The sequence below is a fragment of the Bacillus sp. LQ01 genome (assembly GCF_057624735.1).
On sequence record NZ_JBYEZL010000001.1, the window covers coordinates 256,902 to 281,886 of the forward strand.

Annotated in this window: 28 protein-coding genes; 18 read left to right on the plus strand and 10 right to left on the minus strand. The window is 35.1% G+C overall.

Annotation, left to right across the window (positions count from 1 at the left end; translation table 11 throughout):
• The first annotated feature begins 4 nt into the window (after nt 1-4).
• The 5 genes from AC22L0_RS01435 (at nt 5) to AC22L0_RS01455 (ending at nt 3,399) form a co-directional block, all read left to right on the plus strand.
• On the plus strand, nt 5-343 hold the full coding sequence (locus AC22L0_RS01435; RefSeq protein WP_002060869.1) for an STAS domain-containing protein: 339 nt from the start codon (nt 5-7) through the stop codon (nt 341-343).
• Nucleotides 344-349: 6 nt separating this feature from the next.
• Nucleotides 350-832: an anti-sigma B factor RsbW gene (gene rsbW / locus AC22L0_RS01440; RefSeq protein WP_000970580.1), complete on the plus strand. Its 483-nt coding sequence runs from the start codon at nt 350-352 to the stop codon at nt 830-832.
• Nucleotides 795-1,571, plus strand: coding sequence for an RNA polymerase sigma factor SigB (sigB, locus tag AC22L0_RS01445; RefSeq protein ID WP_087966199.1), 777 nt, complete (start codon nt 795-797; stop codon nt 1,569-1,571). Before rsbW ends, sigB begins: the two co-directional genes overlap by 38 nt.
• Nucleotides 1,572-1,640: 69 nt before the next feature.
• Entirely contained in the window at nt 1,641-2,081 is a 441-nt protein-coding gene (locus AC22L0_RS01450; RefSeq protein ID WP_000017755.1) for a ferritin-like domain-containing protein, read from the plus strand.
• A gap of 175 nt (nt 2,082-2,256) precedes the next feature.
• Nucleotides 2,257-3,399, plus strand: a complete 1,143-nt coding sequence (locus AC22L0_RS01455) for a fused response regulator/phosphatase (protein WP_000025538.1) — start codon at nt 2,257-2,259, stop codon at nt 3,397-3,399.
• A gap of 39 nt (nt 3,400-3,438) precedes the next feature.
• Here AC22L0_RS01455 and AC22L0_RS01460 read toward each other — a convergent pair whose 3' ends face one another.
• From AC22L0_RS01460 to AC22L0_RS01470, 3 genes are all read right to left on the minus strand, one after another.
• Entirely contained in the window at nt 3,439-4,296 is an 858-nt protein-coding gene (locus AC22L0_RS01460; protein ID WP_000429042.1) for a CheR family methyltransferase, read from the minus strand.
• A 16-nt stretch (nt 4,297-4,312) separates the two neighbouring features.
• Nucleotides 4,313-7,003 (minus strand): ATP-binding protein, encoded by a 2,691-nt coding sequence (locus AC22L0_RS01465; protein WP_487272093.1) that lies wholly within the window; start codon nt 7,001-7,003, stop codon nt 4,313-4,315.
• 204 nt (nt 7,004-7,207) lie between these two features.
• Complete coding sequence (locus tag AC22L0_RS01470) at nt 7,208-7,459, minus strand: hypothetical protein (RefSeq protein WP_000991357.1); 252 nt, start codon at nt 7,457-7,459, stop codon at nt 7,208-7,210.
• 236 nt (nt 7,460-7,695) lie between these two features.
• Between AC22L0_RS01470 and AC22L0_RS01475 the strand changes: the two genes are divergently transcribed.
• The 5 genes from AC22L0_RS01475 to AC22L0_RS01495 all read left to right on the plus strand — a co-directional run bounded on the left by AC22L0_RS01475 (nt 7,696) and on the right by AC22L0_RS01495 (nt 9,698).
• The gene (locus AC22L0_RS01475; protein ID WP_001004571.1) at nt 7,696-7,836 is read left to right on the plus strand and encodes a hypothetical protein; all 141 of its coding nucleotides are present in this window, start codon (nt 7,696-7,698) and stop codon (nt 7,834-7,836) included.
• Nucleotides 7,837-7,872: 36 nt separating this feature from the next.
• On the plus strand, nt 7,873-8,403 hold the full coding sequence (locus AC22L0_RS01480) for a general stress protein (protein WP_001100100.1): 531 nt from the start codon (nt 7,873-7,875) through the stop codon (nt 8,401-8,403).
• Nucleotides 8,404-8,541: 138 nt separating this feature from the next.
• A complete protein-coding gene (locus AC22L0_RS01485; protein ID WP_000635860.1) occupies nt 8,542-8,745 on the plus strand; it encodes a DUF4028 family protein in 204 nt (67 codons plus the stop codon).
• Nucleotides 8,746-8,887: 142 nt separating this feature from the next.
• On the plus strand, nt 8,888-9,199 hold the full coding sequence (locus tag AC22L0_RS01490; RefSeq protein ID WP_000637511.1) for a YbjQ family protein: 312 nt from the start codon (nt 8,888-8,890) through the stop codon (nt 9,197-9,199).
• A gap of 352 nt (nt 9,200-9,551) precedes the next feature.
• On the plus strand, nt 9,552-9,698 hold the full coding sequence (locus tag AC22L0_RS01495; RefSeq protein ID WP_000498633.1) for a hypothetical protein: 147 nt from the start codon (nt 9,552-9,554) through the stop codon (nt 9,696-9,698).
• Between the two features lie 96 nt (nt 9,699-9,794).
• On the opposite strand, the gene AC22L0_RS01500 is transcribed toward AC22L0_RS01495, so the two are convergent.
• The 4 genes from AC22L0_RS01500 to AC22L0_RS01515 form a co-directional block, all read right to left on the minus strand.
• A complete protein-coding gene (locus AC22L0_RS01500) occupies nt 9,795-10,100 on the minus strand; it encodes a hypothetical protein (RefSeq protein WP_016109387.1) in 306 nt (101 codons plus the stop codon).
• A gap of 284 nt (nt 10,101-10,384) precedes the next feature.
• Nucleotides 10,385-11,515: an RNA-guided endonuclease InsQ/TnpB family protein gene (locus tag AC22L0_RS01505; protein WP_087966195.1), complete on the minus strand. Its 1,131-nt coding sequence runs from the start codon at nt 11,513-11,515 to the stop codon at nt 10,385-10,387.
• Nucleotides 11,515-11,643 (minus strand): hypothetical protein, encoded by a 129-nt coding sequence (locus AC22L0_RS01510; RefSeq protein WP_000670739.1) that lies wholly within the window; start codon nt 11,641-11,643, stop codon nt 11,515-11,517. The genes AC22L0_RS01505 and AC22L0_RS01510 overlap by 1 nt, the downstream gene beginning before the upstream one ends.
• 510 nt (nt 11,644-12,153) lie before the next feature.
• Nucleotides 12,154-13,125, minus strand: coding sequence for a zinc-dependent alcohol dehydrogenase family protein (locus AC22L0_RS01515; RefSeq protein WP_087966193.1), 972 nt, complete (start codon nt 13,123-13,125; stop codon nt 12,154-12,156).
• Between the two features lie 149 nt (nt 13,126-13,274).
• Between AC22L0_RS01515 and AC22L0_RS01520 the strand changes: the two genes are divergently transcribed.
• Nucleotides 13,275-14,261 carry a choloylglycine hydrolase family protein gene (locus tag AC22L0_RS01520; protein ID WP_087966191.1) on the plus strand — a complete coding sequence of 329 codons (987 nt, stop codon included), beginning with the start codon at nt 13,275-13,277 and terminating at the stop codon, nt 14,259-14,261.
• Between the two features lie 126 nt (nt 14,262-14,387).
• Here AC22L0_RS01520 and AC22L0_RS01525 read toward each other — a convergent pair whose 3' ends face one another.
• Complete coding sequence (locus AC22L0_RS01525) at nt 14,388-14,528, minus strand: YflJ family protein (protein ID WP_000273537.1); 141 nt, start codon at nt 14,526-14,528, stop codon at nt 14,388-14,390.
• 153 nt (nt 14,529-14,681) lie between these two features.
• On the opposite strand from AC22L0_RS01525, the gene AC22L0_RS01530 reads away from it, so the two are divergent.
• A complete protein-coding gene (locus tag AC22L0_RS01530; protein WP_000582785.1) occupies nt 14,682-15,044 on the plus strand; it encodes a hypothetical protein in 363 nt (120 codons plus the stop codon).
• A 26-nt stretch (nt 15,045-15,070) separates the two neighbouring features.
• Here the strand turns inward: AC22L0_RS01530 and AC22L0_RS01535 are convergent, their stop codons facing one another.
• On the minus strand, nt 15,071-15,256 hold the full coding sequence (locus AC22L0_RS01535; RefSeq protein WP_087966189.1) for a YhzD family protein: 186 nt from the start codon (nt 15,254-15,256) through the stop codon (nt 15,071-15,073).
• 208 nt (nt 15,257-15,464) lie between these two features.
• On the opposite strand from AC22L0_RS01535, the gene AC22L0_RS01540 reads away from it, so the two are divergent.
• From AC22L0_RS01540 to AC22L0_RS01560, 5 genes are all read left to right on the plus strand, one after another.
• A complete protein-coding gene (locus AC22L0_RS01540) occupies nt 15,465-16,706 on the plus strand; it encodes a metallophosphoesterase family protein (RefSeq protein ID WP_087966187.1) in 1,242 nt (413 codons plus the stop codon).
• Nucleotides 16,703-19,627, plus strand: coding sequence for an ATP-binding protein (locus AC22L0_RS01545; RefSeq protein WP_087966185.1), 2,925 nt, complete (start codon nt 16,703-16,705; stop codon nt 19,625-19,627). The genes AC22L0_RS01540 and AC22L0_RS01545 overlap by 4 nt, the downstream gene beginning before the upstream one ends.
• A 41-nt stretch (nt 19,628-19,668) precedes the next feature.
• Nucleotides 19,669-20,613 carry a 3'-5' exoribonuclease YhaM gene (gene yhaM, locus AC22L0_RS01550; RefSeq protein WP_000726639.1) on the plus strand — a complete coding sequence of 315 codons (945 nt, stop codon included), beginning with the start codon at nt 19,669-19,671 and terminating at the stop codon, nt 20,611-20,613.
• Nucleotides 20,614-20,907: 294 nt separating this feature from the next.
• Complete coding sequence (locus tag AC22L0_RS01555) at nt 20,908-22,335, plus strand: serine hydrolase domain-containing protein (protein WP_087966183.1); 1,428 nt, start codon at nt 20,908-20,910, stop codon at nt 22,333-22,335.
• Between the two features lie 648 nt (nt 22,336-22,983).
• Complete coding sequence (locus AC22L0_RS01560; protein ID WP_000858032.1) at nt 22,984-23,184, plus strand: hypothetical protein; 201 nt, start codon at nt 22,984-22,986, stop codon at nt 23,182-23,184.
• 22 nt (nt 23,185-23,206) lie between these two features.
• Here AC22L0_RS01560 and AC22L0_RS01565 read toward each other — a convergent pair whose 3' ends face one another.
• The gene (locus AC22L0_RS01565) at nt 23,207-23,395 is read right to left on the minus strand and encodes a hypothetical protein (RefSeq protein ID WP_087966181.1); all 189 of its coding nucleotides are present in this window, start codon (nt 23,393-23,395) and stop codon (nt 23,207-23,209) included.
• 621 nt (nt 23,396-24,016) lie between these two features.
• On the opposite strand from AC22L0_RS01565, the gene AC22L0_RS01570 reads away from it, so the two are divergent.
• On the plus strand, nt 24,017-24,961 hold the full coding sequence (locus AC22L0_RS01570; RefSeq protein WP_087966177.1) for a ring-cleaving dioxygenase: 945 nt from the start codon (nt 24,017-24,019) through the stop codon (nt 24,959-24,961).
• Nucleotides 24,962-24,985 lie beyond the last annotated feature (24 nt).

A 24,985-nucleotide genomic window follows, 5' to 3' on the forward strand; every position in this document is an offset into this window, starting at 1 on the left:
GGAAATGATGAATTTGGCAATAAATATTTTGCAAAATGATGTAGGTTATACGGTACAACTTAATGGTGAGATTGATGCGTATACGGCATCAGATTTAAAAAATAAGGTAATGCCTATTACAAGCGAAAAAGAGGTTCATATTGTAGTAGATTTTCATAACGTAGATTATATGGATAGTACAGGCTTAGGAGTTTTTATAGCTTTATTAAAAGCAGTTAAGAAAAATGATGGGAAGCTAGAGTTTACTGGTGTGTCTAAAAGGCTAAAAAGATTATTTGATATTACAGGGCTAACAGAAATATTAAATTTGAATTCCGATTTTGAAAAAGTAGAAAGAAGGTGACTAGGGATGATGGAGAGATTTGAAAAGATAGAAATGAAAATTCCTGCAAAAGCAGAATATGTGGCTATTATTCGTTTAACAATGGCTGGTGTTGCGAATCGAATGGGCTTTGCTTATGACGATATAGAAGATATGAAAATTGCTATTAGTGAAGCTTGTACAAACATTGTACAACATGCATATAAAGAAGACGTTGGAGAAATTACAATTGTCTTTGGCTTATATGAAGATCGATTAGAAATTATGGCTGCGGATAATGGAGTTAGCTTTGATTTTAATAGCTTAAAAAGTAAAGTTGGTCCGTATGATATTAATAAACCAGTAGAACATTTGCCAGAAAATGGTTTAGGTTTATATTTAATCAATACGTTAATGGATGATATACAAATTATGCATGATGAGGGCATGACAGTTTTAATGACAAAATATATACAAAGAGAGCAGGTGGAGAATGATGGAAATCCAATCTCAACCTACAAATCTTACTAAAGAAGACGTTATTAAACTAATTGCAGACTTCCAACAAAACCAATGTGATGAAGCACAGGAAAGATTGGTTAATCACTATAAAAATCTTGTATACTCCATTGCATATCGCTATTCAAAAGGTGGGCCGATGCATGAAGATATTATACAAGTAGGAATGTTAGGGCTCTTAGGTGCAATAAGAAGGTATGATTATTCGATAGGGAATGCTTTTGAGCCGTTTGCAATACCTACAATAGTAGGCGAAATAAAGAAATATTTACGTGATAAAACTTGGGGTATTCACGTTCCAAGGCGAATTAAAGATTTAGGCGGGAAGATTAAACTTGCGATAGAGGAGCTAACAGATCGTTTCCAGCGTTCACCGAAGATTATAGAGATTGCAGATTATTTAGGACTATCCGAAGAGGAAGTGCTAGAAATTATGGATGCGAAAAATAATTATCGCGTATCTTCCTTAGATGATGTAGTTGAAAATTCATCTGATGGCAGTTCGGTAGCGAGGATTGAATCTGTAGGTGAAGTAGAGCAAGGATATGAAGAGACAGAAAGGCGTCTCGTTTTAAAGGATATTTTCAACGTATTAAATGACACAGAAAAGAGTGTTATTCATTATATATTTGGAGAAAATTTAAATCAAAAAGATACAGGGGAACGGTTAGGTATTTCACAAATGCACGTTTCTCGTATTAAAAGACAAGCGATAAGTAAATTGAAGCAAGCAGCATTTTTAGATACATAAAAATTTAAAATCATTATGTTTAAAACATGAGAAAAGGGGTAGTTATTAAATATAGGAGGAGATATAAAAATGTCACACGATGTGAAAGAACTAATCGAAGGATTGAATGAAGATTTAGCAGGAGAATACTCAGCAATTATTATGTATAACCATAATGCAGCTACAGTTTCTGGTATATATAGACAAGTGTTAAAACCTTTCTTTGAATCTGAAATTAGTGATGAACAAGGACATGCCCTATATTTAGCGGAGAAAATTAAGACGTTAGGTGGTACACCTACTACAATCCCTTTACCAGTGAAACAAGTAGAAGATGTTAGAGAAATGTTAGAGTCGGCTAGACAATCAGAATATGAGACAATTAAGCGTTATGAAACGAGAAAAGAACAGGCAGCGAAATTAAATATGACAGAGTTAGTTGTAAAGTTAGAAGATATGATTGCAGATGAAACAAATCATATGGAAGAATTAGATCGTCTTTTAAATGACAAAGCAATGGTGTTAAATTAATAGTGGAAATTTATAGAATGAAAGAACAAACTCTCATTTCTGGGGGTTTGTTCTTTTGCTGTATAAAAATTATGTTAGAGTAGGAAATTTTCATTTTGTAACTGAGTATGCAATACTAGAAAAATAGAAAATGATAATAGATTTACATTTTAAATAAGAAAAGGGGAAATAACTTGTGTCCATTTTAATTGTCGATGATAATCCGGTTAACATCTTTGTAATTGAAAAAATTTTAAAACAAGCCGGATATCAGGATCTTGTATCGCTGAATTCTGCACAAGAGCTTTTCGAATACATTCAATTTGGAGAAGATTCTTCCAGGTATAATGAAATTGATTTAATCTTATTAGATATTATGATGCCTGAAATTGATGGACTTGAAGTTTGTAGGCGATTACAAAAAGAGGAGAAGTTTAAAGATATTCCTATTATTTTTGTTACAGCTTTAGAGGATGCCAATAAATTGGCCGAAGCTCTTGATATGGGGGCAATGGATTATATTACGAAACCTATAAATAAAGTTGAACTATTAGCACGTATGCGTGTAGCGTTACGCTTGAAATCGGAATTAAATTGGCATAAAGAACAAGAAGAAAATCTTCGGAATGAACTAGATTTAGCTACGCAAGTACAAAGAAACTTATTAAGTAGCCCATTAAGAGAAGATTATATAAAAATTGAAGCAAGTTACTTACCTTCATTTAAATTAGCTGGAGATATGTATTATTGGTATAAAATCGATGAAAACCGCTACGGTATTATATTATTAGACGTGATGGGACATGGTATATCTGCTTCATTAGTTTGTATGTTTATTTCGTCTGTATTACGTGAAACGATTAAATCTTTAATCGATCCAGAACTTGTCATTAAAGACTTAAATAAATATATGACTCTTTTACATAATGAGAATGACGATATTCCATATTATTTTACAGCGATATATTTAGTAGTAGATACAGAAAAGAGAACGATTGAATATGTAAATGCAGGGCATCCTTCTGGATACGTTTTAGTTGATGAAACAAATATGGTTGAACTAAATCGCGGGAGTTGTGCGGTAGGATTTTTTGATGAAATAAAAGTTAAAAAGACAGTTATACCTTTTGAGAAGAACGCTCAAATCGTATTGTTTACAGATGGTGTTCTTGAAGCAATTGCAAATGATGAATTTGAGGCTGAAGAGAAATTACGTACTTTTACAGAAAGAAAATGGGGAGATTTAGAAGGCGAGATAGAAGGGTTTTACAAGGAAGAACAAAAGAAAGCGCAATCAGATGATATGTGTCTAATTATGATACAAACGAATGCGAAATAAAAAGCGTATGAAATCCAAACAGAGGATTTCATACGCTTTTTATTGTATTTTTTGATAAATTTGTTCGCTAGGATTAAATTGGGTATAATGCGGCATTATATTTGAAAAACGAAGAGTTTCTTTATTTCCTAAACATAGAAAACCATTGTGACCTAAGCTTTCATAAAATAGTTGCTGCACTTGATTTTGAAGTTTACTTGTAAAGTAAATTAAAACGTTACGACAAAGTATAATATGAAACTCGTTAAAAGATTGATCGGTTACTAAATTATGCTGTGCAAAAATAATGTTTTGTAAAAGTGATGGATTAAAATAAGCAAAACGATTATCTGTTGAATAATAGTTAGAAAATGCTTGTGTACCGCCAGCTTGTAAATAATTTTTCGTATAAGTTTGCATTTTATTTAACGGGAGGATAGCTTGTTTTGCTTTTTCTAACACATTTGTATTCATATCTGTTGCGTAAATAACCGACTTTTCACTTAATCCTTCTTCGTGAAGTAAGATGGACATTGATAATACTTCTTCACCAGTTGCGCATCCAGCATGCCAAATTCTAATTTCAGGTTGCTTTTTTAATTCAGGAATAACATGCTCTCTAAGCGCTTTAAAAAAGGCAGGGTTACGGAACATCTCAGTTACATTAATCGAGAAATCATTTAATAACTGTTCTAAAACCCCTTCCTCGTGAATTACTTTTTCAATTAATTTTGAAATGGTAGGGATATTAGAGAGCTGCATTCTATTACAAATTCTTCTATAAATAGATGTGCGAGCATATTGGCGAAAATCAAATCCTGATAGTTTAAATACTGCTTCTAATAGTAATTCAATTTCTAAATTCGTGCGCTCATCCGTATCTACTGATGGATCAAAATTATAATACTTATTTTCCACTCCAACTAAACCTCACTTATTTTATTAACCATACACTCATTACCGAATAGAGTTGATGTAGATTTAATGGTTTACTTATATAATCCGAAGCGCCAGCAGATAAACATTTTTCCTTATCATTTGGCATTGCTTTAGCAGTTAATGCGATAATAGGTATTTCATTTAACCCTAAGTTCATTCGGATATTTTCCATCGTTTCATAACCGTCCATATTAGGCATCATAATATCCATTAAAATAAGGTCAATATTTGTATTGCTTTTTAGTATTTCTAAACACTCTATGCCGTTTTGGGCAGTAATAATGTTGGCATTTTGTTTTTTTAATGCGTTTTGTAACGCAAATATATTTCGATGATCATCATCGACAATTAAAATGGTTTTCTCTTGGAAGACGTTATTTGTTTCGGGAGTAACGATAGTTTCTTCAACAACTTCAGCAGGAATAACATCTTCTATCGTTGCTGCGACTTCTAAATTGGATAACTGTATATCTGGTAATCCATTTGGAAGGTTAGGAATATATACCGTGAAAGTACTACCTTCTCCTACATTACTCTCTAACGTAATCCAACCACCTAACAATCTAGCAAACTCTTTACAAATAGATAAACCTAATCCTGTACCACCATACTTCCGAATCGTTGCGCCATCTGCCTGTTGAAAGGCTTCGAAAATAAGTTGATGCTGTTCTTTAGCGATACCAATACCAGTATCTTTTACTGAAATTGTAATCCAATCTTTACTTATAGACTGCATATCATGACTTAAATTACTTGTTTCTATCGAATCGAAATGTAAAGAAACGGATCCTTTTTCTGTAAATTTAAATGCATTGGATAATAAGTTTTTAATAATTTGCTCAATCCGTTTTGCATCTGTATAAAACAGATCAGGAATCGTATCACTGTCTTCAATAGTAAATTCGACATTTTTTTGTGCAGCTATATGTAAAAAGTTTTGATGCATATTGGCTGCCATGTCACTTATGTTCGTTGCTTCAAAAATGATGTCTAGTTTGCCTGCTTCTACTTTAGATAAATCGAGTATGTCATTAATTAAAGTAAGTAAGTCTTTCCCTGATGAATGAATGACAGTTGCTAATTCAATCTCATCGTCGGATAAATTGTTATCATGATTTTCTCTTAACATTTCAGATAATAGTAAAATACTATTTAACGGTGTGCGTAATTCATGTGACATATTTGCTAGGAACTCAGATTTGTATTTTGAGCTGCGTAACAACTCGCTTGCTTTTTCTTCTAATTCTGATTTAGTAATTTGTAAGTCAGCTGTCTTCTGCTCAGCCTCTTCAGTTCTAGACTCTAATTGTTCATTCGTTGTTCGTAATTCTTCTGCTTGCATTTGTAGTTCTTCCGCTTGCGTTTGCAATTCTTCTGATTGAACTTGTAACTCTTCTGTCATTGCTTGTGATTCATGTAAAAGAGTTTGAATTCGCATACGTCCCATAATGCTATGGATTGTTAAACCTAGATTATCAACGGTTTGTTGAATTAAATCTTGATGTAAATCTGAAATCTCAGTTACACTTACTAACTCCATTACTGCGATTACTTCATCCTCAAATAAGATAGGGATGATTAATAGATTTTTAGGACGTATTTCTAATACTCCGCTAGTGACATAACGAAACTCTTCGGGTATATCCCTGAGAATAAAACTTTTCTTTTCTAAGGCAGACTGTCCAATGAAACCTTCACCCATTTGAATGGATTGTTTCCCAATATCAGCACCTTGATCGGCGAAAGAAGCTTTTTTCACATAGTAGACAGTTTCTTCATATTCTTCACGTACATAAAATGCACCGCAAGAAGTTTGCGTTTTTTGTATAATTCCACTAAGAATTTTTTTACCTAACATCTCAATAGAAGATACACCTTGATACATTAAAATTAATTCTGCAAGCTCCGTTTGTAACCACTCTCTTTTCGATATTTCGTCTAGTAGGTGATTCGTTGTATGAGCAAGATCTTTTATTTCATCACGTGTGTTTACATGAATTCTTTCCGTGATTTTTTCTTTAGAAGAAATGGATTTAATAGCTTGAATTACATTTTTAATCGTTTTTGTAATGGAATTCGAAATATAGAGTGAAATGATAATAGAAATACAAGAAAGTAAGAACAATAAACTGTATAACCAAATCTCTAATTTATTATTTTCAGTATCTAATTGTGCTGCTCTTTTTTTTGTTAATTGCTCCTCAGTGCTACGGAAGTTAGTTACCTGTGACTGTAATGACTGAATTTGAGTCGTGTCGATTGTTTGTACATTATTACTATTATGATTTGCAATTAACGGGTGAATCTCTTTATTTATCCAACTAATAATATTTTCGTTAATCTGTTTTAATTTTTCTTGCTGAGATGGGTTATCCTCTAATAATGAGAAAAGATCTTGATAATGCTTTTCGTAATCCTTTTCCGCAGAATTAAGAGATTGTACGTAATTTGGATTATTAGAAATGATAAACCCTTTCGCTTTATTTTCAATTGTTAGTAAATCTTTCTCAACTTGATTTGTTAAATTGAGAACTTTAAAATCGTGATCAATAATAAAATTACGAGATTTTTGTAAATTAGAAATCTCATTGTTCAACATAATGAAAGAAACAAGTAAGAACAAAATGATAACTAAATAACCAGCCATAATTTTGTAGCGAATACTAAATTTTGCTTTCGAGTTCATTAAAAATTCCTACCTTCAAGGTTATTAAAACTTTTCTATTTTAAAGAATGAAAAACGTAATATATATTATATCAGTTTTCATAAGGCTAAACTAGAAATCCCCCTATTGTATTAGGGGGTTCTTTTTTAATAGAGGAAATCATTTTGAAATATAAAACTATATATGAAAGGTAGTAAACGAGGGAATAGAGGATAACAAATATTCTAAGAAGGGAAGAGTGTTCTTAAAGCTCTTTTTGCATCTATTCCTTCAAAAATAAATAATACAAGATCTCTCTTTTTTACAGTAAGGAAAAAGGATACTAGAGTGCTTAAGTTTTTAATAGAAGTAAGTGTTCCGTGTTTACTTATAAATACATTCGTTTGAAATGTTGTCATTAAAGCATAAAAATGATGAATCTGCGTTATTGTAGGTGTTTCATTATAAGAAATAGTAGTAGAGTGAATGGCGTTCATCGTAATATTCCTTTCCATATAGTAAGCATAACAATATAAACATACCCGTTTAAAAAAATGTTAAACATATAAATAAGAAAAAATATAATTATAGTTTTTTACGTTTAGAAAAGGTTAGGAAGGGTATACATATACTACAAAGAGATTAACTGAAGATGAATTGTAAGATGTCTATGTTTAGTAGATTAGTCTATCAAAATATACTTTTACTTTAAATAAAAAGGAGCCTGGTATACATGAATGAAATGATGATTAATATTACATTTGATTTAATTTACTTGTTAAGTAGTTCACTTGTAGTGCTTTTACTATTCGCTTTTTTCGTAAATGGTTATGTTAATAAGAAGATTAGTGTATACAGAAATGAAGAAAAATAAAGATACATTATATAAAACTTTAGGAGGTTAATAGTTATGAATGTAGATAGAAAAATAGTAGGTGTTTTTAGAACAATTGATGATGCGGCACTCGTTATTAATGAATTAAATGAAAAAGGATACTCAGCAGATAACATTTCAGCTATTGCGAAAGATCAAAAGGAAATTGAACATCTGGAAGAAAAATCGGGTGAAAAAGTGAATAGCGAAACTGCACATAAAGCAGATATCTTTTCAGCGACAGGGCTTGTAGCTGGAGGAGTAGCAGGCGGACTCGGTGGTTTATTAACAGGACTTGGTATACTTGCCGTTTCTGGAATGGGTCCAATTGTAGCAGCAGGACCAATCGCAGCAGCTATTGGAGGAGCTGGTATTGGCGGAGGAGCTGGAAGTTTAATAGGAGCATTTATCGGCTTAGGAATCCCTGAAGACCATGCTAAAAAGTATGAAGAATATATTTACGATGGAAATATATTAATTTTAGTAGATGCAAAATTAGATGATAAGTTAGAAATCTATAAAATATTTGATAAGCATAATGCCTATAACTCTGATTTCTTTAAATAAAATGTAAACAAAGTGAATATCGTTTTTGATCTTACAACTTTGGCGCGGCCGAGGAGTCGTATGACTATAAGAGAGGAAGGGCTTATAGTAAAAGATCAAGTCCTATTATGATATTGAGAAGGGAAGAGGTGTCTATTCGTGATTGTAAAAATATTAAAGGATAGTAGTAATAGTTTCCTTTGCACAGTTCAAAGTAAAAATGGAGATCAGTATGTGAAAAAATGGTTTAGTAAACATGAAAATAATAAAGAATTAGGGCGACCAACTTTTAAAGAAGTAGAAAAGGATTGGAAAGAAAATAGAGACTCGTTTATGTATCCCAATATTAAAGCGCTTTATTAAAATGAAACATAAAGCGCGTTTTATTATTACAAAATTGTCACACTCCTGTAAGGTAATTCAATAGATTAGTTACTTTTTCCATGTCATAATAAAGACATAAGAAAGCTAATCAAAAATTATAATTTATAGGAGAGTGTCAGTCATGATTGTAACAACAACGTCTGGAATTCAAGGTAAAGAAATTATTGAGTATATCGATATTGTAAATGGTGAAGCTATTATGGGTGCAAATATTGTCCGCGATTTATTCGCTTCTGTTCGTGATGTTGTCGGTGGTCGTGCTGGTTCTTATGAAAGTAAGCTAAAAGAAGCTCGTGATATTGCGATGGACGAAATGAAAGAACTTGCAAAACAAAAAGGTGCGAACGCTATCGTTGGTGTTGACGTAGATTACGAAGTTGTTCGTGATGGAATGTTAATGGTTGCTGTAAGTGGTACAGCTGTACGTATATAAGTAAATAAAAAACAGGCTCACCCCTTGAAGTTTATGCTTTGAGGGGGTTTTTTGTTTTTAAGTTGTAGAAGTAAACTCCAGTTGCAAGGGTAAAATGAAAAAGAGACAGTGATGCTACATATATGTAGTATGAGTGCAAACTTTATAATAAATAATAAAGTTGTTATTTGAGATAATGGAAGAATTAGTGGTATAAATAACTTTATAGATAATAATCACAATAGAGAAGACAGAATGTTCATGGATGGAATGGTTAAGGGGATTTTCCAATCTGTAATAAAAAACGGAGGTACCGAGAACGTTTTACAGATGTCTACTACATAAAATTTATAATGGATTGGGGGCAATTTTTATGTTTTGGTTAGGATGTTTTTTAGGATACATTGTAGGTTCTGTTATTACATGTGCGCTACTTTACTTTGGATATAGATCCAATGAAAATAAAAAAGCGGATATGCAAAAAGGGAAGGAGAGAAAAATCAATAAAAGAGGTGTATAGTAGGCGAAAGGTAAGGTGATAACATTGATGCAAAAATAAAGGACAGTTACATATTTTATATGATTACTATGTACTGTCCCGCTTATTCCTTTTGGATTAGGAAAAATTGTTTCCTGTCTTGCTATAAATTTCATAGGCGAAAAAACCAAATAAATAGCCTATTCCGGATCCTAAACTAATTGAAAGTAGTGAGAAATCTGGGGAAAACATGCCGAAAATCAAACCAATTATACAGCCGACAAGCATTCCTATCGGTATGAAACTGTCTAATAAAATTTGAGCCTCATTTGATTTTTTCTTACCCAATTTGCCGTGCTTATATTTATGTTCCAATCTTTTTATTACAAATACTACAATTCCGCCGACTAGTATAATAGGCCAAATTGCCGAAATGAACCACATGTTAGAAGCTCCTTTCACCTTTCAATATAATTGTACCAAAAAATTACAATTATAGACTGCTAAACGTACTATCTAGTCTATTTAAAAGGTAAATGCAAAAGACTTCTTCTTTTGCATTTAATAACTCGTCAAAAACACTTTCCGATACGATAAACTTAACTAAATCTATACAATTCAATCAAATTTACACAAGTTAGTGCTTCATCGTGTTCTCGCAACCCCGAAGGGACGAGGGGTATAACACTCCACACGAGGCAGTATCGTTACCTCCTATTATCAAGCATTTATTTTACCCATCTTGATAAATTTATCGCAGCATTTACATCCCTATCGTGATAGCTATTGCATGAAGCACAACACCACTCACGTATTTTTAAGCTCCACTGTCCTTCTGGTTGAACTGAATGGTCGTATTTTACGCCACAATATGAGCAAATCTTGCTTGAAGCGAACCATTTATCAGCTTTTACATACGCAATGCCGTACTTCTCGCACTTGTATGACAAACATTGAAAGAAGAAGTGTAATTTTTGAAATGAAAATGCTTTCGATAGTTTTTTGTTTTTTAACAGGTTTGAAATAGATAAGTCTTCCACAACAATCCTCATTGGTTTGGTTTTCACCAATTTAGCTGTTGCTTGATGGATATGGTTATTTCGGATATTCATAATTTTCCTAGATAACCGCAGGTGCTCAGCTTTCGCTTTTTCATATCCAGCAGATTGAATTTTCACACCTTTTTTAAATCTCCTAGACATATCTCTTTGCGCTGACTTTTTCCTTTTCAAAAGTTTTTTAACCTTGGCGTCTTTGTTTATATTTCGTTCTTTCGTACCATTAGAAGCTACAAACAGCTCTTTTAAACCAACATCCACACCGATTGACTCATTGGTTAGTTCTTGTGATTCAAAGTCTTCTTGGAACCCCACACTAATCCACCAGTGACGACCATCAAAGGTAACTCTTGGATTGGATGGTTTTTTATTTCTTGGTAGTTGTTGGCTTGTTTTCACTTCTCCAATAGACTGAATATGAACGACTTTTTTTCCTATAATCAGTCTTTCATAATTGGCATAAAATCCTTGGATCAAATCTTTTTTTGATTTATAAGAAGTGTGAGAACCATTTTTGTACTTTTTGAAAGAATTTTTCCTCGCCGTATCAAAATCTTTTGAAGCCTGTTTAGGAACTTGTGCATTAATGTCTTTTAACCACTCATATCTCTTTCGCTTCTTGATCTTTGTAAATCGTTTCTGTAAAGCTAACTGTGAAACAGATTTTCCAACTAGCTTATAGTATCTATCACTCATTCTTTTACAATAGTTATAAGCGAATCTTGCAGCACCGGCATGTTTTTTAAGCACTTGTTCTTGTTCAGGCGTTGGAATCAGTCTAACTTTCTTCGCCAATATCATCAGAATGTAACTCCTTTAATGAAAGATTTGTTCTTCTGAATCGTAGCGTGTTCCACCAGCATTCTCCTGAGACTACTCGGATGCAAACCTGTTAATTCTGATACTTGACTAACTCGTAAAAATTTCATTATTATTCTTACCTCATTGAATCCACCATAGCACATACGTTCGATATATTCAATGAGGTTTGATAGATTTAATTAAATTTATCTCGTTCAACTAAGGGCGCAATTCCTTAGCCAGTTCTCTTATGAACTTCTCATGTTTTCACATGAGCGCAGACTATATGTTTATCTAATTAAAGATAGAGGATTTTTCCACCACCATAGGCTTGTGATGTACTCTCGTCAGTTATACGAGATAGTCGTTGAACGTTCATCTTATCACTTTTGACTTAGATGATTCGAGGCGGAAGACCCATTGTTCTAGTGTTTAGGATTTAACCTTGCACCATCTGATTGATTTTTTCTGCTTTCGCGACATTCACGCTCACTATTTCTAGCCACGTTGTAGTTCAATCAGCTTTAGGGATTGCCCGCAGTTAACCCTCACTACTAGCCAATCACTTGACTAGCAGGGCTTACTGATATATTTAATTAACTTTCGTTATAATTGGTTAAATAAATCGTAACAGTTAGTTACCCTTTCGTTTTCTCAGCAGACTGTACAACATCAACGGCCGCTTTCACATCCGCTAATTCATACGTAGAATGGACTTTCATAAAACGTAATTGCTCATTTTCTACTAAGCGAATTAAGTGACGAAACGTCTCCTGCCATTTATATGCTGACACATTTTTATTCCAATGTCGTAAATGAAATATGTTTGCGTGTACTTTTGCTTTTGTGACAATCTCGGCCCAGTTCACTTGTATTCCTGATAGAAGACCGATCGTTAAAAAATGCCCGTTTGGACGTAAGGAAAAAGCTAATTCATTTCCATCCGGTCCTCCGATAGAATCAATCGCAGCATCCGCACCAATCCCATTTGTTAATTCCATAACAGTTTCATAAAGCGGGGCAGTGGAAGTATCAATTACATATGCAGCACCAAGGCGCAGTAATTCTTCTGTATGCTTATTATTTCTTGTAATGGCAATTAATCGGAAATTTAAAATTTGGGATAACTGCGCAAATAGATGCCCAATAGCGGACCCACAAGCATTCACTAATAAAACGTCATTACTCTGTAAGTTTAACGTTTCTGTACAAGTAACCCACGCCGTAAGGGGATTAATATACATTTGTGCAGCTGCGAAATCATCAATGGAATCAGGAATAGGGACTACAAAATCAGCCGATGTCTTCACATATTCTTGCCAAGTACCTTCCCCGCGTAAAGGTAACACTCGTTTACCGATAAGCTCTCGAGAAACAAAAGCGCCAACATTTTCTACAATACCAACACCTTCATAGCCAGGTATGTTAGGTAAAGGAATTCTATGAGCGTACGCTCCTGTGATGGGAATTAAGTCAGATGGATTAATCGGTCTAACTAGCATACGGACGAAAACTTCATTATCTTTCAGTGGTTCTATATTTTTATATTCAACTTGTAATACGTCTTTTGGATTGCCAAACTTATGAAATTGAATGCATGTTCCAAGCAAAGTAATTTGCCCCCTTAGTTTGATTGGGTTTATTATAGCATTTTTAGTTTGGGTGGTTACTTTGTTAGTGATAAATAGGGTTTTTAATTTACGTATTTATCAGAATTTTATAAAATGTGTATATAACTATAAAATGGGGGGATTTCTTCATGTGTACTAGTTTGACGTTACAAACTAAAAATTTCCAACATCTTTTTGCGAGAACAATGGATTTCACATTAGATATGAATCAGGAAGTAATAATCATTCCTCGGCGTTATCAGTGGAACAATATAACTGGTGAAACTATCCGAGCGAAAAAGGCTGTTGTCGGAATGGGAATTAATCATGAAGGAAGGGTCATTATGGCGGACGGAGTAAATGAAGCTGGTATGACGTGTGCCACTCTCTATTTCCCGGGATTCGCTACTTATAGTAACAGTATAGATAACCATAAAACGAATTTAGCGCCATTTGATTTTGTGGCTTGGAGCCTCACGCAATTTAATTCTGTTGAAGAGTTAAAAAAATCTGTTGATAACATTTCCCTTATAGATATACCATTACCAGTTTTAGGAATTACCCCACCGCTACATTGGATTTTAGCAGATAAATGGGGAGATTGTATTGTACTTGAGCCGACAACTGATGGACTAAAAATGTATGACAATCCATTAGGAGTGATGACTAATAGTCCGGAGTTTAATTGGCATTTACAAAATTTAAGACAATATATTGGACTTAAATCGCAACCATTTGCGCCAACGGAGTGGGGAGATGTACCATTAAGTGCTTTTGGCCAAGGTTCAGGATCGATGGGACTTCCTGGAGATTTTACCCCGCCATCAAGATTTGTGCGGGCAGCATATGGCAAACAAAACATTCAAGGTATAGAGAACGAAGAAGAGGGGATATCGGCTATTTTTCATATCTTATCAAATTGTGAGGTCCCTAAAGGGGCAGTAATAACAGAAGACGGAACATTAGATAATACCATCTATACGAGTGCGATGTGTATGGAGTCTGGAACATATTATTACCATACTTACGATTGTAGACAAATTATAGCTATTCATTTATTCCATGAAAATTTAGATACAGCTGAGATTAAAACTTATCCGTTTCAGCGGAAACAAAAAATATTTTATGAAAACTGAAGCGCCCCTGAAAAAGTGAAACTAATAAAAACACCTCCATTTAATTTGCATACTTAGTATGCGAATTTAGGAGGTGTTTTTTATTATATGCCACTATTCGGATTCGTTTTATTTTTTACTTTTCTATTAAGCCGAAGCTCTCTTCATTCTCTCAAGTAAACTAGACAACACATGCGTACGATACGATTCTAGTTTTTTACCTTCATAAGTACGGATACCTAATTTTTTAAGTTCTTTTACATACCAACCTTTGCTTCCGAAATACATGTGATCGCTCCCCTTCAACTTTGTTTTATTTATTCTGATTGCATATGGAGGTACAGGTAATATAATGAAGGAAATGAATTTCGCGCGAAAATGGTTAACTTTGTTGCAAAAGACATATATACTAAAGATAGTATACAACGAGGTGGACAAGACGTGATTATAGAGAAGCACGAAATTCAAATTGACCAAATTACTAGCGGTAAAGTGAATATCTTTACTTTCTATCGAAATAGAAAGCAAATTGATGATCATTTTTTACGATTGCAAGAACCATCGCTTACAGCAAACTACTTCTTCCATTTTCATTTTGATGCAGAGAGCTTGCATCTACTACAGAAAGAGTTTCCGAGCGTATATCCGTACGACGGTAGTGAAACGATTCACGACTGGACGGAAAAGATGAAAGCAGAATTGCAACATCAGATCCAAACAGGTAAATGGAATAAACGCGTACGTATCGGTAATCGTATTCTAGATGTGGTGTTTACGTGGTGTGACGAAGATATAGTAGAGTGAAAAAGAAGCGGATGACGCTTCTTTTTTTAGCGCTGGAATAAAACGAGCTTACCTGCAGTAGATGTACAGCGATGTGTTTTTTCATACAATCCTTTTTCTTGTAAGATAGATTCACCTTTTGCTTTCGCTTCTTTTTCAGTTGCCGCCTGGAATGATTCGTCTAATGCTTTTGAACCATCTTTTTCAAAGACTGTTAGAACGTATACTCCCATGAAAATTCCCTCCAATATTTAAAATCAGAATCTTATAATTATTTTGACATAAAATGCTACAATATGCAAAGAAATATATGACATTGCGTGGTAAAATAGAATGAAACTTTAATCATCGAGAATATTTTTATTCTCGATGATTATTAGTTTTCAGCGATTTTAATTTTGATAAAATGAAACTTTTGAAAGATAGAAAGGATCGTTATTTGTGAAACAAGTAAAGTTTATACATGCGGCTGATTTGCATTTGGATAGTCCGTTTAAAGGGATGGAGATGAATGTTGCGCAGTCTGTGTGGGAGAGAATGAAGCAAAGTACGTTTGAATCATTTGAGCGTATTGTTGATAAAGCGATTCAAGAGCGCGTTGATTTCGTATTACTAGCTGGGGATTTGTATGATGCGGAGACGAGAAGTTTGAGGGCGCAAGTGTTTGTGCGTGAGCAAATGAAGAGACTTTCGCAATACGATATCCCTGTTTTTATTATTCACGGTAACCATGATCATTTAGGGGGAAGCTGGGCAGCAATTGAGTTTCCGGAAAATGTTCATGTATTTACTGAGCCTTATGTAGAAGAGAAATCATTTTATAAAAATGGTGAGCTATTAGCTTCTATTTATGGTTTTAGTTATTTGCAGCAAGCGGTAACGGATAATATGACAGCGCAGTATACGAAAATGAGTGATGCGCCTTTTCATATTGGTATGCTTCACGGAAGTGTGGAAGGAGATGCAGAGCATAATCGCTATGCACCGTTTCAAATTCGTGAGTTGAAAGAAAAACAGTTTGATTATTGGGCTCTTGGCCATATACATAAACGTGAAATTTTATCAGAAGAACCATACATTATTTATCCAGGGAACATACAAGGTCGTCATCGTAAGGAAACAGGCGAGAAGGGTGCATACCTTATTGAACTTACGAAAAAAGGATCGCAGTGTTCATTTTTCCATACGGCAGATGTTGTATGGGACGAAATCGAGGTTGGTATTGATGGACTTGACACTGTTGATGAACTTATGACGAGCGTATCAAGTGCGATGAATGAATGCCGAAGAGAAGAGGAAGGTACGCTATTAACTGTCGTATTTACAGGACAAGGCCCACTTTCACCTTATTTGCGCGACGAAAAGCGTGTGGAAGAGATTTTTCACATTTTAGCATCTGGAGAAGAGCGAAAAGATTTCGTATATGCAATGAAGTGGAAAAATGAGACGGTTTCTTTTGCGGAAATCGAACGTTTGAAAGCGGAAAATCATTTCGTCGGTAGTGTGCTAAAGGAGTTAGAAGCTTTCACTAATATGGACGGAGTATTGCGCACTATTTGGACATCTCCTGTAGCGCGTAATAGTATTGAATCTTTTACAGAAGAAGAGAAGAAAGAGATTCAAAAGGAAGCAGAAAATATTATTTTAGAACAATTATTCCAGCAAGAGAGGGATAAAAAATGAGAATTGAAAAACTCCATATTTATGGGTACGGAAAATTAGAAAATGTGGAAATGGATCTTTCTTTGCTGACAGTGTTATACGGTGAAAATGAAGCGGGGAAATCGACAATTCGCTCATTTATGAAAAGTATTTTATTCGGTTTTCCGACGAGAGGACAGCGCCGTTATGAGCCGAAAGAAGGCGGGAAATATGGCGGTGCGATCACTGTGCAAACAGAGCAGTACGGTCGTTTGAAAATTGAGCGATTGCCAAAGACGGCAGCTGGCGAGGTGATCGTTTATTTTGAAGACGGGAAAACGGGCGGAGAAGAAATTTTAAACGATATATTAAGCGGGATGAATGAAAGTTTATTTGAATCTGTCTTTTCATTTGATATGCATGGCCTTCAAAACATTCATCAGCTCGGCGAAGCGGATATTGGCAATTATTTATTTTCGGCAAGTGCAGTCGGAAGTGATGCGCTATTGCAGTTAGATAAAAAGCTAGAAAAAGAAATGGACCAGCGCTTCAAGCCGAGTGGTCGTAAACCAGAAATTAACGTATCATTGCAAGAGATGAAGAAGCTGGAAGAGAAGATGAAAGAGTGGCAAGGGAAAATTGGCACGTATGAAAAGCAAGTGGAGCAGTTAAAAGAAAGTGAAGAGAAACTTGCTTCTGTTCGCGGGGAAAAAGAGAATGCAGAAAAGCGGAAGCAAGATTATGAAATATTAGCAGCGCTTGAGCCTCTCGTTATTGAAAAGCGTGCGCACGAGAAAGTGTTAGAGAACGAGAGCGGGCAGTTTCCTGTAAACGGAATGGCGCGTTATGAAGCAATTAAGGCGAAGATGGAGCCGCTTCAATTACAAGTTGATTCGCTCCACAAGAAAATTGAGACAGTGCAATCGGAAATTGCCTCGATTCAAATAGATGAAGAGTTTTTACAAAAAGAAAGTTATGTAGAAGAACTTCGTATGCAGCATATGTCTTACGAAAATGCACGCCAAGAAATGCGTGATTTGACAGGAAGTATTACGAATATAAAAGAAGAACTGGCAGAACTAGAGCAACAAATTGGTGCTACTTTTGAAAAGGAAACAGTTCTGTCGTTTGATATGAGTTTGGCAACGAAAGAGTTAATTACGCAAACAGTGCAAAAGGCGCGTGAATTAGAAACGCAAAAAGCACAGCTTGATGATCGTTTTAAAGTAGCGCAGGAGCAATTAGAAGAACAAGAAGAGAATATAAGACAGATTAAGCAACAAATGTTAGCGGATGAAGAGCGAAATGCGTTAGCTGAGAAAGAGAAGTCGTTCCAAGATGCGGCGTTTATCGGTATGGGCGCAGAGAGAATGAAGCGCAAGTACGAGGAAAAAGCAGGAGCGGCTATGCAAAAGAAAAAGCAGTGGCAAAGAGTTTGTCTTCTGTTACTCCTTATTAATACAGGCATTTTATTCACGAGCTTATTTATAGACAATCGCCCGCTTTTATTTATTAGTGTCATCGTATTTGTAGGGATTGTTCTCGCCCTTGTTTTATATAAAGATCCATCAAGCGGATTACAAGAAGAGCTTCTTACTCTTCAGCAAAGTGCCGGCGGGAGACAAAGTGAAGAAGCGATGTCTGTACGCTATGAGTTAGAAAAAGATGAAGAGATTCGGAAGTTATTTGAGCGCGAGTCTTATAAGTTACAGCAGTTGGAACGAGCGTATGATAAAGTCGTTTCATCGTATGAGGAATGGGAGAGAGAAACGTTCCAGGCGGGAGAACAAGTCGATGCATATAAAACGCGCTATATGTTTCCTGAATTTTATACGTATGCACACATATTGCCGGCGTTTGAGCGTATTGAAAAAATGCAGCAATTATATCGGGAGTTAGAGAAGCAAGGTACGCGAAAATCTTCATTATATGAAATGATTTCGCAATTTGAACATAAACTAGAAACTGTTATCGGTAGTGCGGAGTATAGTAAGCTACACGAGGCACAAAGCCGTATGCAAAATGAGAAAGAGAAGCGCCAAACTTGTAAGCAGTTAAAAGAAAAACTGGCGGAATGGCAAGAAGAATATGAGTTTATGCAAGAACAATTAAAGCAATTACTAATAGAACGAGATGGTTTATGGCATATTGCAGAGTCTACAGATGAAGAGATGTTTTTAGAAGCAGGTAAACTGGCGGAAAAACGTGAGGATGCAGAGAAACAAGTGGGGCGTTTATTACCGCAAATTGATCTGTTGGAACAGCGTTTAACGAGTTTATCATTAGCTGAACATTATGAAGCTGACGGTTATGAAGGAAAATTAAAGCAAGAAATTACAACTGTCCAAAACTGTCTTACGAAAGAGAAAGAACTGACAGAGCGTATTGCGAAACATCGTATGGAAATTGCGAATTTAGAAGAAGGTAGTACGTACGGCGATTTAATGCATGAATGGGAAATGAAAAAAGCGCAAGTGCGTGAACAAGTGAAGAAGTGGGCTGCTTATGCGGCCGCAAAGACAGTGTTAACGAAAACGAAGCACTATTATCATGAAGTTCATCTTCCTCGTATTTTACAAAAATCAGAAGAGTATTTCGTCTATTTAACAGGCGGACGCTATAGTAAAATCTTTTCACCGTCAGAGGCAGAACCGTTTATCGTTGAACGTAACGATGGTATGCGTTTTTACAGTCATGAACTAAGCCAAGCGACAGCGGAGCAGTTATATTTATCGCTGAGATTTGCACTCGCGAAAACATTCGAACATGATTATCCATTTATTATTGATGATAGTTTCGTGCATTTTGATGCGGTAAGGACGAATCGTACGATTGAACTTATAAAGGAAATTGCAAAGGATAGACAAGTCATATTCTTTACATGTCATGCGCATTTACTTGCGTATTTTCCAGAAAAACAGATTATAAAATTAACACATATGCGTAAAGAAAATGAGTTGTAGTGTGCTATACTAAAAGTAACTGATTTGGTGGAGGAATTCGAATGAAAAAGAAAATTGCAGAGTATGAAGTTGGTGAACAAGTCGATATTTTCTTGTTAATTAAAACAGCGACAAAAGGTATCGCAAGCAATGGAAAGCCATTTTTAACAGTAATCTTACAAGATCCAAGTGGAGATATTGAAGCGAAATTGTGGGACGTATCACCAGAAGTTGAGAAACAATATGTAGCGGAAACAATCGTGAAAGTAGCTGGTGATATTTTAAACTACAAAGGACGTATTCAATTACGTGTGAAACAAATTCGTGTTGCGAATGAAAATGAAGTAACAGACATCTCAGACTTCGTAGAAAAAGCACCAGTGAAAAAAGAAGATATGGTTGAGAAAATTACGCAATACATATTTGAAATGAGAAACCCGAACATTCAGCGTCTAACAAGACATTTATTAAATAAGCATCAAAACGAATTTTTAGACTATCCAGCAGCGACAAAGAACCATCACGAGTTCGTATCTGGACTAGCTTATCACGTCGTATCAATGCTTGATTTAGCGAAAGCTATTTCAAATCTATACCCATCTTTAGATAAAGACTTACTATATGCAGGCGTTATTTTACATGACCTTGGTAAAGTAATCGAACTATCTGGCCCAATTTCTACAACGTATACGTTAGAAGGAAATTTACTAGGCCACATTTCTATTATGGTGAACGAAATTGGTAAAGCAGCAGACGAATTGCAAATCGATGCAGAAGAAGTATTAATTCTTCAACACATCGTCCTTTCGCACCACGGAAAAGCGGAATGGGGTAGCCCAAAACCACCATTAGTAAAAGAAGCAGAAATTCTGCACTACATCGATAACTTAGATGCAAAAATGAACATGATGGACCGCGCATTAGGACGCACAAAACCAGGCGAATACACAGAGCGTGTCTTCGCACTTGATAATCGTTCGTTCTATAAGCCGACGTTCCATAATTAATAATGTGAATCAAATGGCCTCATTAAGTGGTAATAAGCTTAGTGGGGCTGTTGTATAATGATAATAAAGTTATTGAATTTTGATTATTAAAAAGCTAAGAGCCTTACTACATTCTACGTAGCAAGGCTCTTTAAAGTTGTTTCAAATTACATACATCTGTTCGTTCAAGTGTAACTATTTGCAATTATTTGATATTATATAGGTGAATAGAAAGATACATTAAAAATTAGTTTCGTAGTTGTAAAAGGAGGTTATTTATATTATTCTCTTATAATTTTCCAAAAGGGAGAGTTTATGAAAAAGATTATTGTTTTTGTATTAACGATATTTATATTATTCTCAGGATTCGCAACACAAAGTTATGCGTTGTCAGATTCGCAATCTGCGGCAATACAAGCGTTGCTAGATGATGCCTGTCGTATATCAGGTGTGCCCGGAATGTCAATCTCAATACTTGCTGATGATGAAGTGTTCTACTTTTCTTCAGGGTATGCAGACCGTGAAAAGGGGTTGTCTGCAAGTGAAAATACACTCTATGAGTTAGCCTCGGTCAGTAAAGCTTTTACCGGTATGGGTATTATGCTATTGGAAGAGCAAGGGCTGCTCTCAATGACTGACCCTGTCCAAAAATATTTACCTTGGTTTACATTAAAGTATCAAGGGAAACCTGTTGATATGCAAAGTCTTACACTAAATAACTTTCTTCACCATACCAGTGGTCTAACAAATATTAGGCATCTTCAAAATATTCCACAAGGCAATACACCGGATATGTTGCAAAAGACTGTGGAAATGCTCGTTGATGCTGAATTGGCGTTCCCTCCCGGTGAACAGTATAACTATGGAACCGTTAATTATGACGTATTGGGTTTGGTTATTGAGATTGTGTCGCGACAAAGCTATGAAGACTTTATGAAGGAACAGGTATTTCAGCCGCTAGGTCTTCACCAGACGTATGTTTATAAAGAAGATGCTCAAGCTACTGGACAGTTGGCACAGGGCTACCGTTCTTCCTTTTTTATGACAACTCCATTTAAAGCTCCGGATTATGCTGGGAATAAACCCGCAGGCTACATCATTTCTAATACAAAAGATATGGCTCGTTGGCTGGGCATACAGATGGGTATCGTGCAGGACATACCCGAAATATTTCACACGGTTATCGAAAAATCACATAGGGGTGATATGTCTGTTTCGGCTGTCAACGGTATGTATTATGCGGCAGGTTGGTCCGTAAATGCCGAACAAACGATTATAGAACACACTGGGGGCAATCCAAATTTCAGAACCGAAGTAGTCATACTGCCAAATGAACGAACAGCCGTCTCCTTGCTGAGCAACGGCGAAAATACCAATACAAACATGGTACTAAAAGTTAAAGATATATTAGAAGGCAATCTAACTCAGTCATATGAAATAAGCAGCACACAGCTTTTGGATATCATTTTGTCGTCCATCACAATTATTCTTTGCCTATTGGCCGTTTTGCTATTTTTCTTAGGATTACGCAGTAGGAGAACGAATGAGCGGCAGCCAATGACAAAAAAGAGAATAACCGTAACAGTTATTTTCCTGACCGCTACGATTGCCTTGGGTATACTGTGCTGTGCTTTCGATTGGTCAACAATACTTATGTGGCAAACATATAGTGTTCTTACAGCTTTGATTTCGTCAGCATTATTAACAGCAAGCATTACATGGTTTGTATACACTCACCGATAAAATACCTTGCTCCCAAGATAAGCATAATGTTAAGTCATTAAAGTCCGATTGGTGAGGGCTGATAATCAGTGGGGGGTGAAGAAAACCCCCACTGATTAAAGTTTCACTTTATTAAAAATGAAATAAAATAGTTAAGAAGTACGCATGGGTGTAACGAAGAACTAATAAAACATATCTTGCCACTAGAATGGGGGCATATCAACTTTTAAATTGAGTACCGCCAGCATTTCAGAAAAAATATGTTAAGCAAAAAATACAATAAGCTGTCCATATGGGCAGCCTATTTACATAATTCTCGATATTGGAAGTTGATTAATATCAGTTCATTTGTTTTTCGAAAGGAGTTATTTTGTTCGTTCAAAGATAATATCAAAGTAATTCGCGTACCCCATAGTTGGTGGCGCAAATAGTTGATTTTATAGGGGGAAAACCTGTAACTAAAGCCTAACATAGGTGTTTTTGTTTAAATTTTGCTTAATTCTCACTAGTAATTAACTAAAAATTTAGAAATCGTTATATAATGAATTTAATTTAAAATTAGGAGTGATTAAATTGCCAGATATGATAAACCTCGTTCTTTTCATCATTATAGCGAGGTGTTAAAACTTCTAATAGAAAGCATATTCGATTAAGAAAGAAGGGGTAGTTATGAAAACTAGTGAAGAAACGCATTGGCAAAGGTTTAAACGTAAGAGTAAATCCCCGAAAGAGTGGTTAAAGAAAGTATACGAATTTTTTATTAATGAACACGTATGGGATGCTATCTTTAAAGTGTTCCTTAAACTAGTATGGGCAGTAAAAGGTATGGGGAAAAGCTTGAAACGGGTAATAGAAAACATATTCAATTAAATTCTATTCTTTCATAATTTCCTCATACGATCGATAATTTCCAATAAATTTGTTTTATATAATGGAGTGTGAATACGACAGTTGATACAGCAATGGCTATAATACCTATATGTGCGTAAAAATCGAAGTAATCATATTTCTGGAAGAAAAATTCAAGGACAGGAAATAAAAGAGTAAGACTAGCAAGTAATATTAATTGTTCCTTTTTCATTATCATGCCTCCTTCTTTGTATAATTCAGCATTGATAGAAACAATTCCTATATGAATATCCTATACATGATCAGTTAACATAACGTCCTATTATCGGTAGCAAGGAAAAAGGAGGAACCCTACTCTCACAAGGGAACCTCCTTTTTTTGTTCTATCAATCTATGCAATCTTTTATACATTCCTATTCTGGTGCGGTTTTAGGGTTCTTGTCTGCTATTGGATTAACGAAAAAACTGTATAAAATCTCGCATACTCTTAGCGTGTTTTTTTCAAAAATGCTGGCGATATCTCACATCCATCAACTTATGAATTTTATAATGTCCTCAAACCAAGAATTTCTCGTGTTTTTAGTCCAAAATGTTATTTAATAAAAAAATATCTCGAATTTGAGATAAATCACTTGCTTTTTAATCACTTGAGTTGTAAAGTGATAGTAACGAAAGCGATTGAGTCATATGAAAAACATATACTCAGTTGCTTTCGATTAAAAAAACGAAGTAACTTATTCAGTAAAAACTAAGATGAATTTACAAAAATATAATGAGAATAAATTGAAAAGCTAAGAAGCATATTATTTTTTAGGTATCACTTGACTAGTAAAATGAAACGGAGGAATTATCAATGTATGAAATTAAAGGGCATCATCACATTTCAATGGTTACAAAAAACGGAAGTGAGAATAACCATTTTTATAAAAACGTGCTTGGTTTACGCCGTGTGAAAATGACGGTAAACCAAGATGATCCATCGATGTATCACTTATTTTACGGAGATAGAACAGGGAGCCCAGGTACGGAACTATCATTTTTTGAAATGCCTTTAGTAGGAAAAACGTACCGTGGTACGAATGCAATTACGCGAATTGGCTTACTCGTTCCGTCAGAGGAAAGTTTACATTACTGGAAAGAACGATTTGAGAAATTTGGTGTAAAACATAGTGAAATAACAACATATGCAAATCGTCCTGCTTTGCAATTTGAGGATGCGGAAAGTCTTCGTCTCGTGCTACTCGTTTCAAATGGAGAAAAAGTGGAGCACTGGGAAACGTGGGAGAAATCAGAAGTTCCTGCAAAGCATCAAATTCAAGGAATGGGTTCTGTGGAAATGACAGTGCGTAGACTTGATAAACTGGCGAGTACATTAACAGATATATTTGGTTATACAGAAGTTAGCCGAAGTGGCGAAGAAGCGATTTTCCAGTCTATTAAAGGAGAAGCCTTCGGAGAAATCGTTGTGAAATATTTGGATGGTCCTACTGAAAAGCCAGGCCGTGGTAGCATTCATCATTTAGCAATTCGTGTAAAAAACGATGCAGAGCTTGCTTATTGGGAAGAACAGGTGATACAAAAAGGTTTCCATTCTTCTGGCATTATCGACCGTTTTTATTTTAAAAGCTTATACTTCCGCGAATCAAACGGAATCTTATTTGAAATTGCGACAGATGGACCAGGATTTACAGTTGATGGCGATGTAGAGCATTTAGGAGAAAAACTTGATTTACCGCCGTTCCTAGAAGAAAAGCGAGCAGAAATTGAAGCGAAATTAGCACCTATTGAAGAGAAGTAATAGAAGAGAAAATATACAATTTAA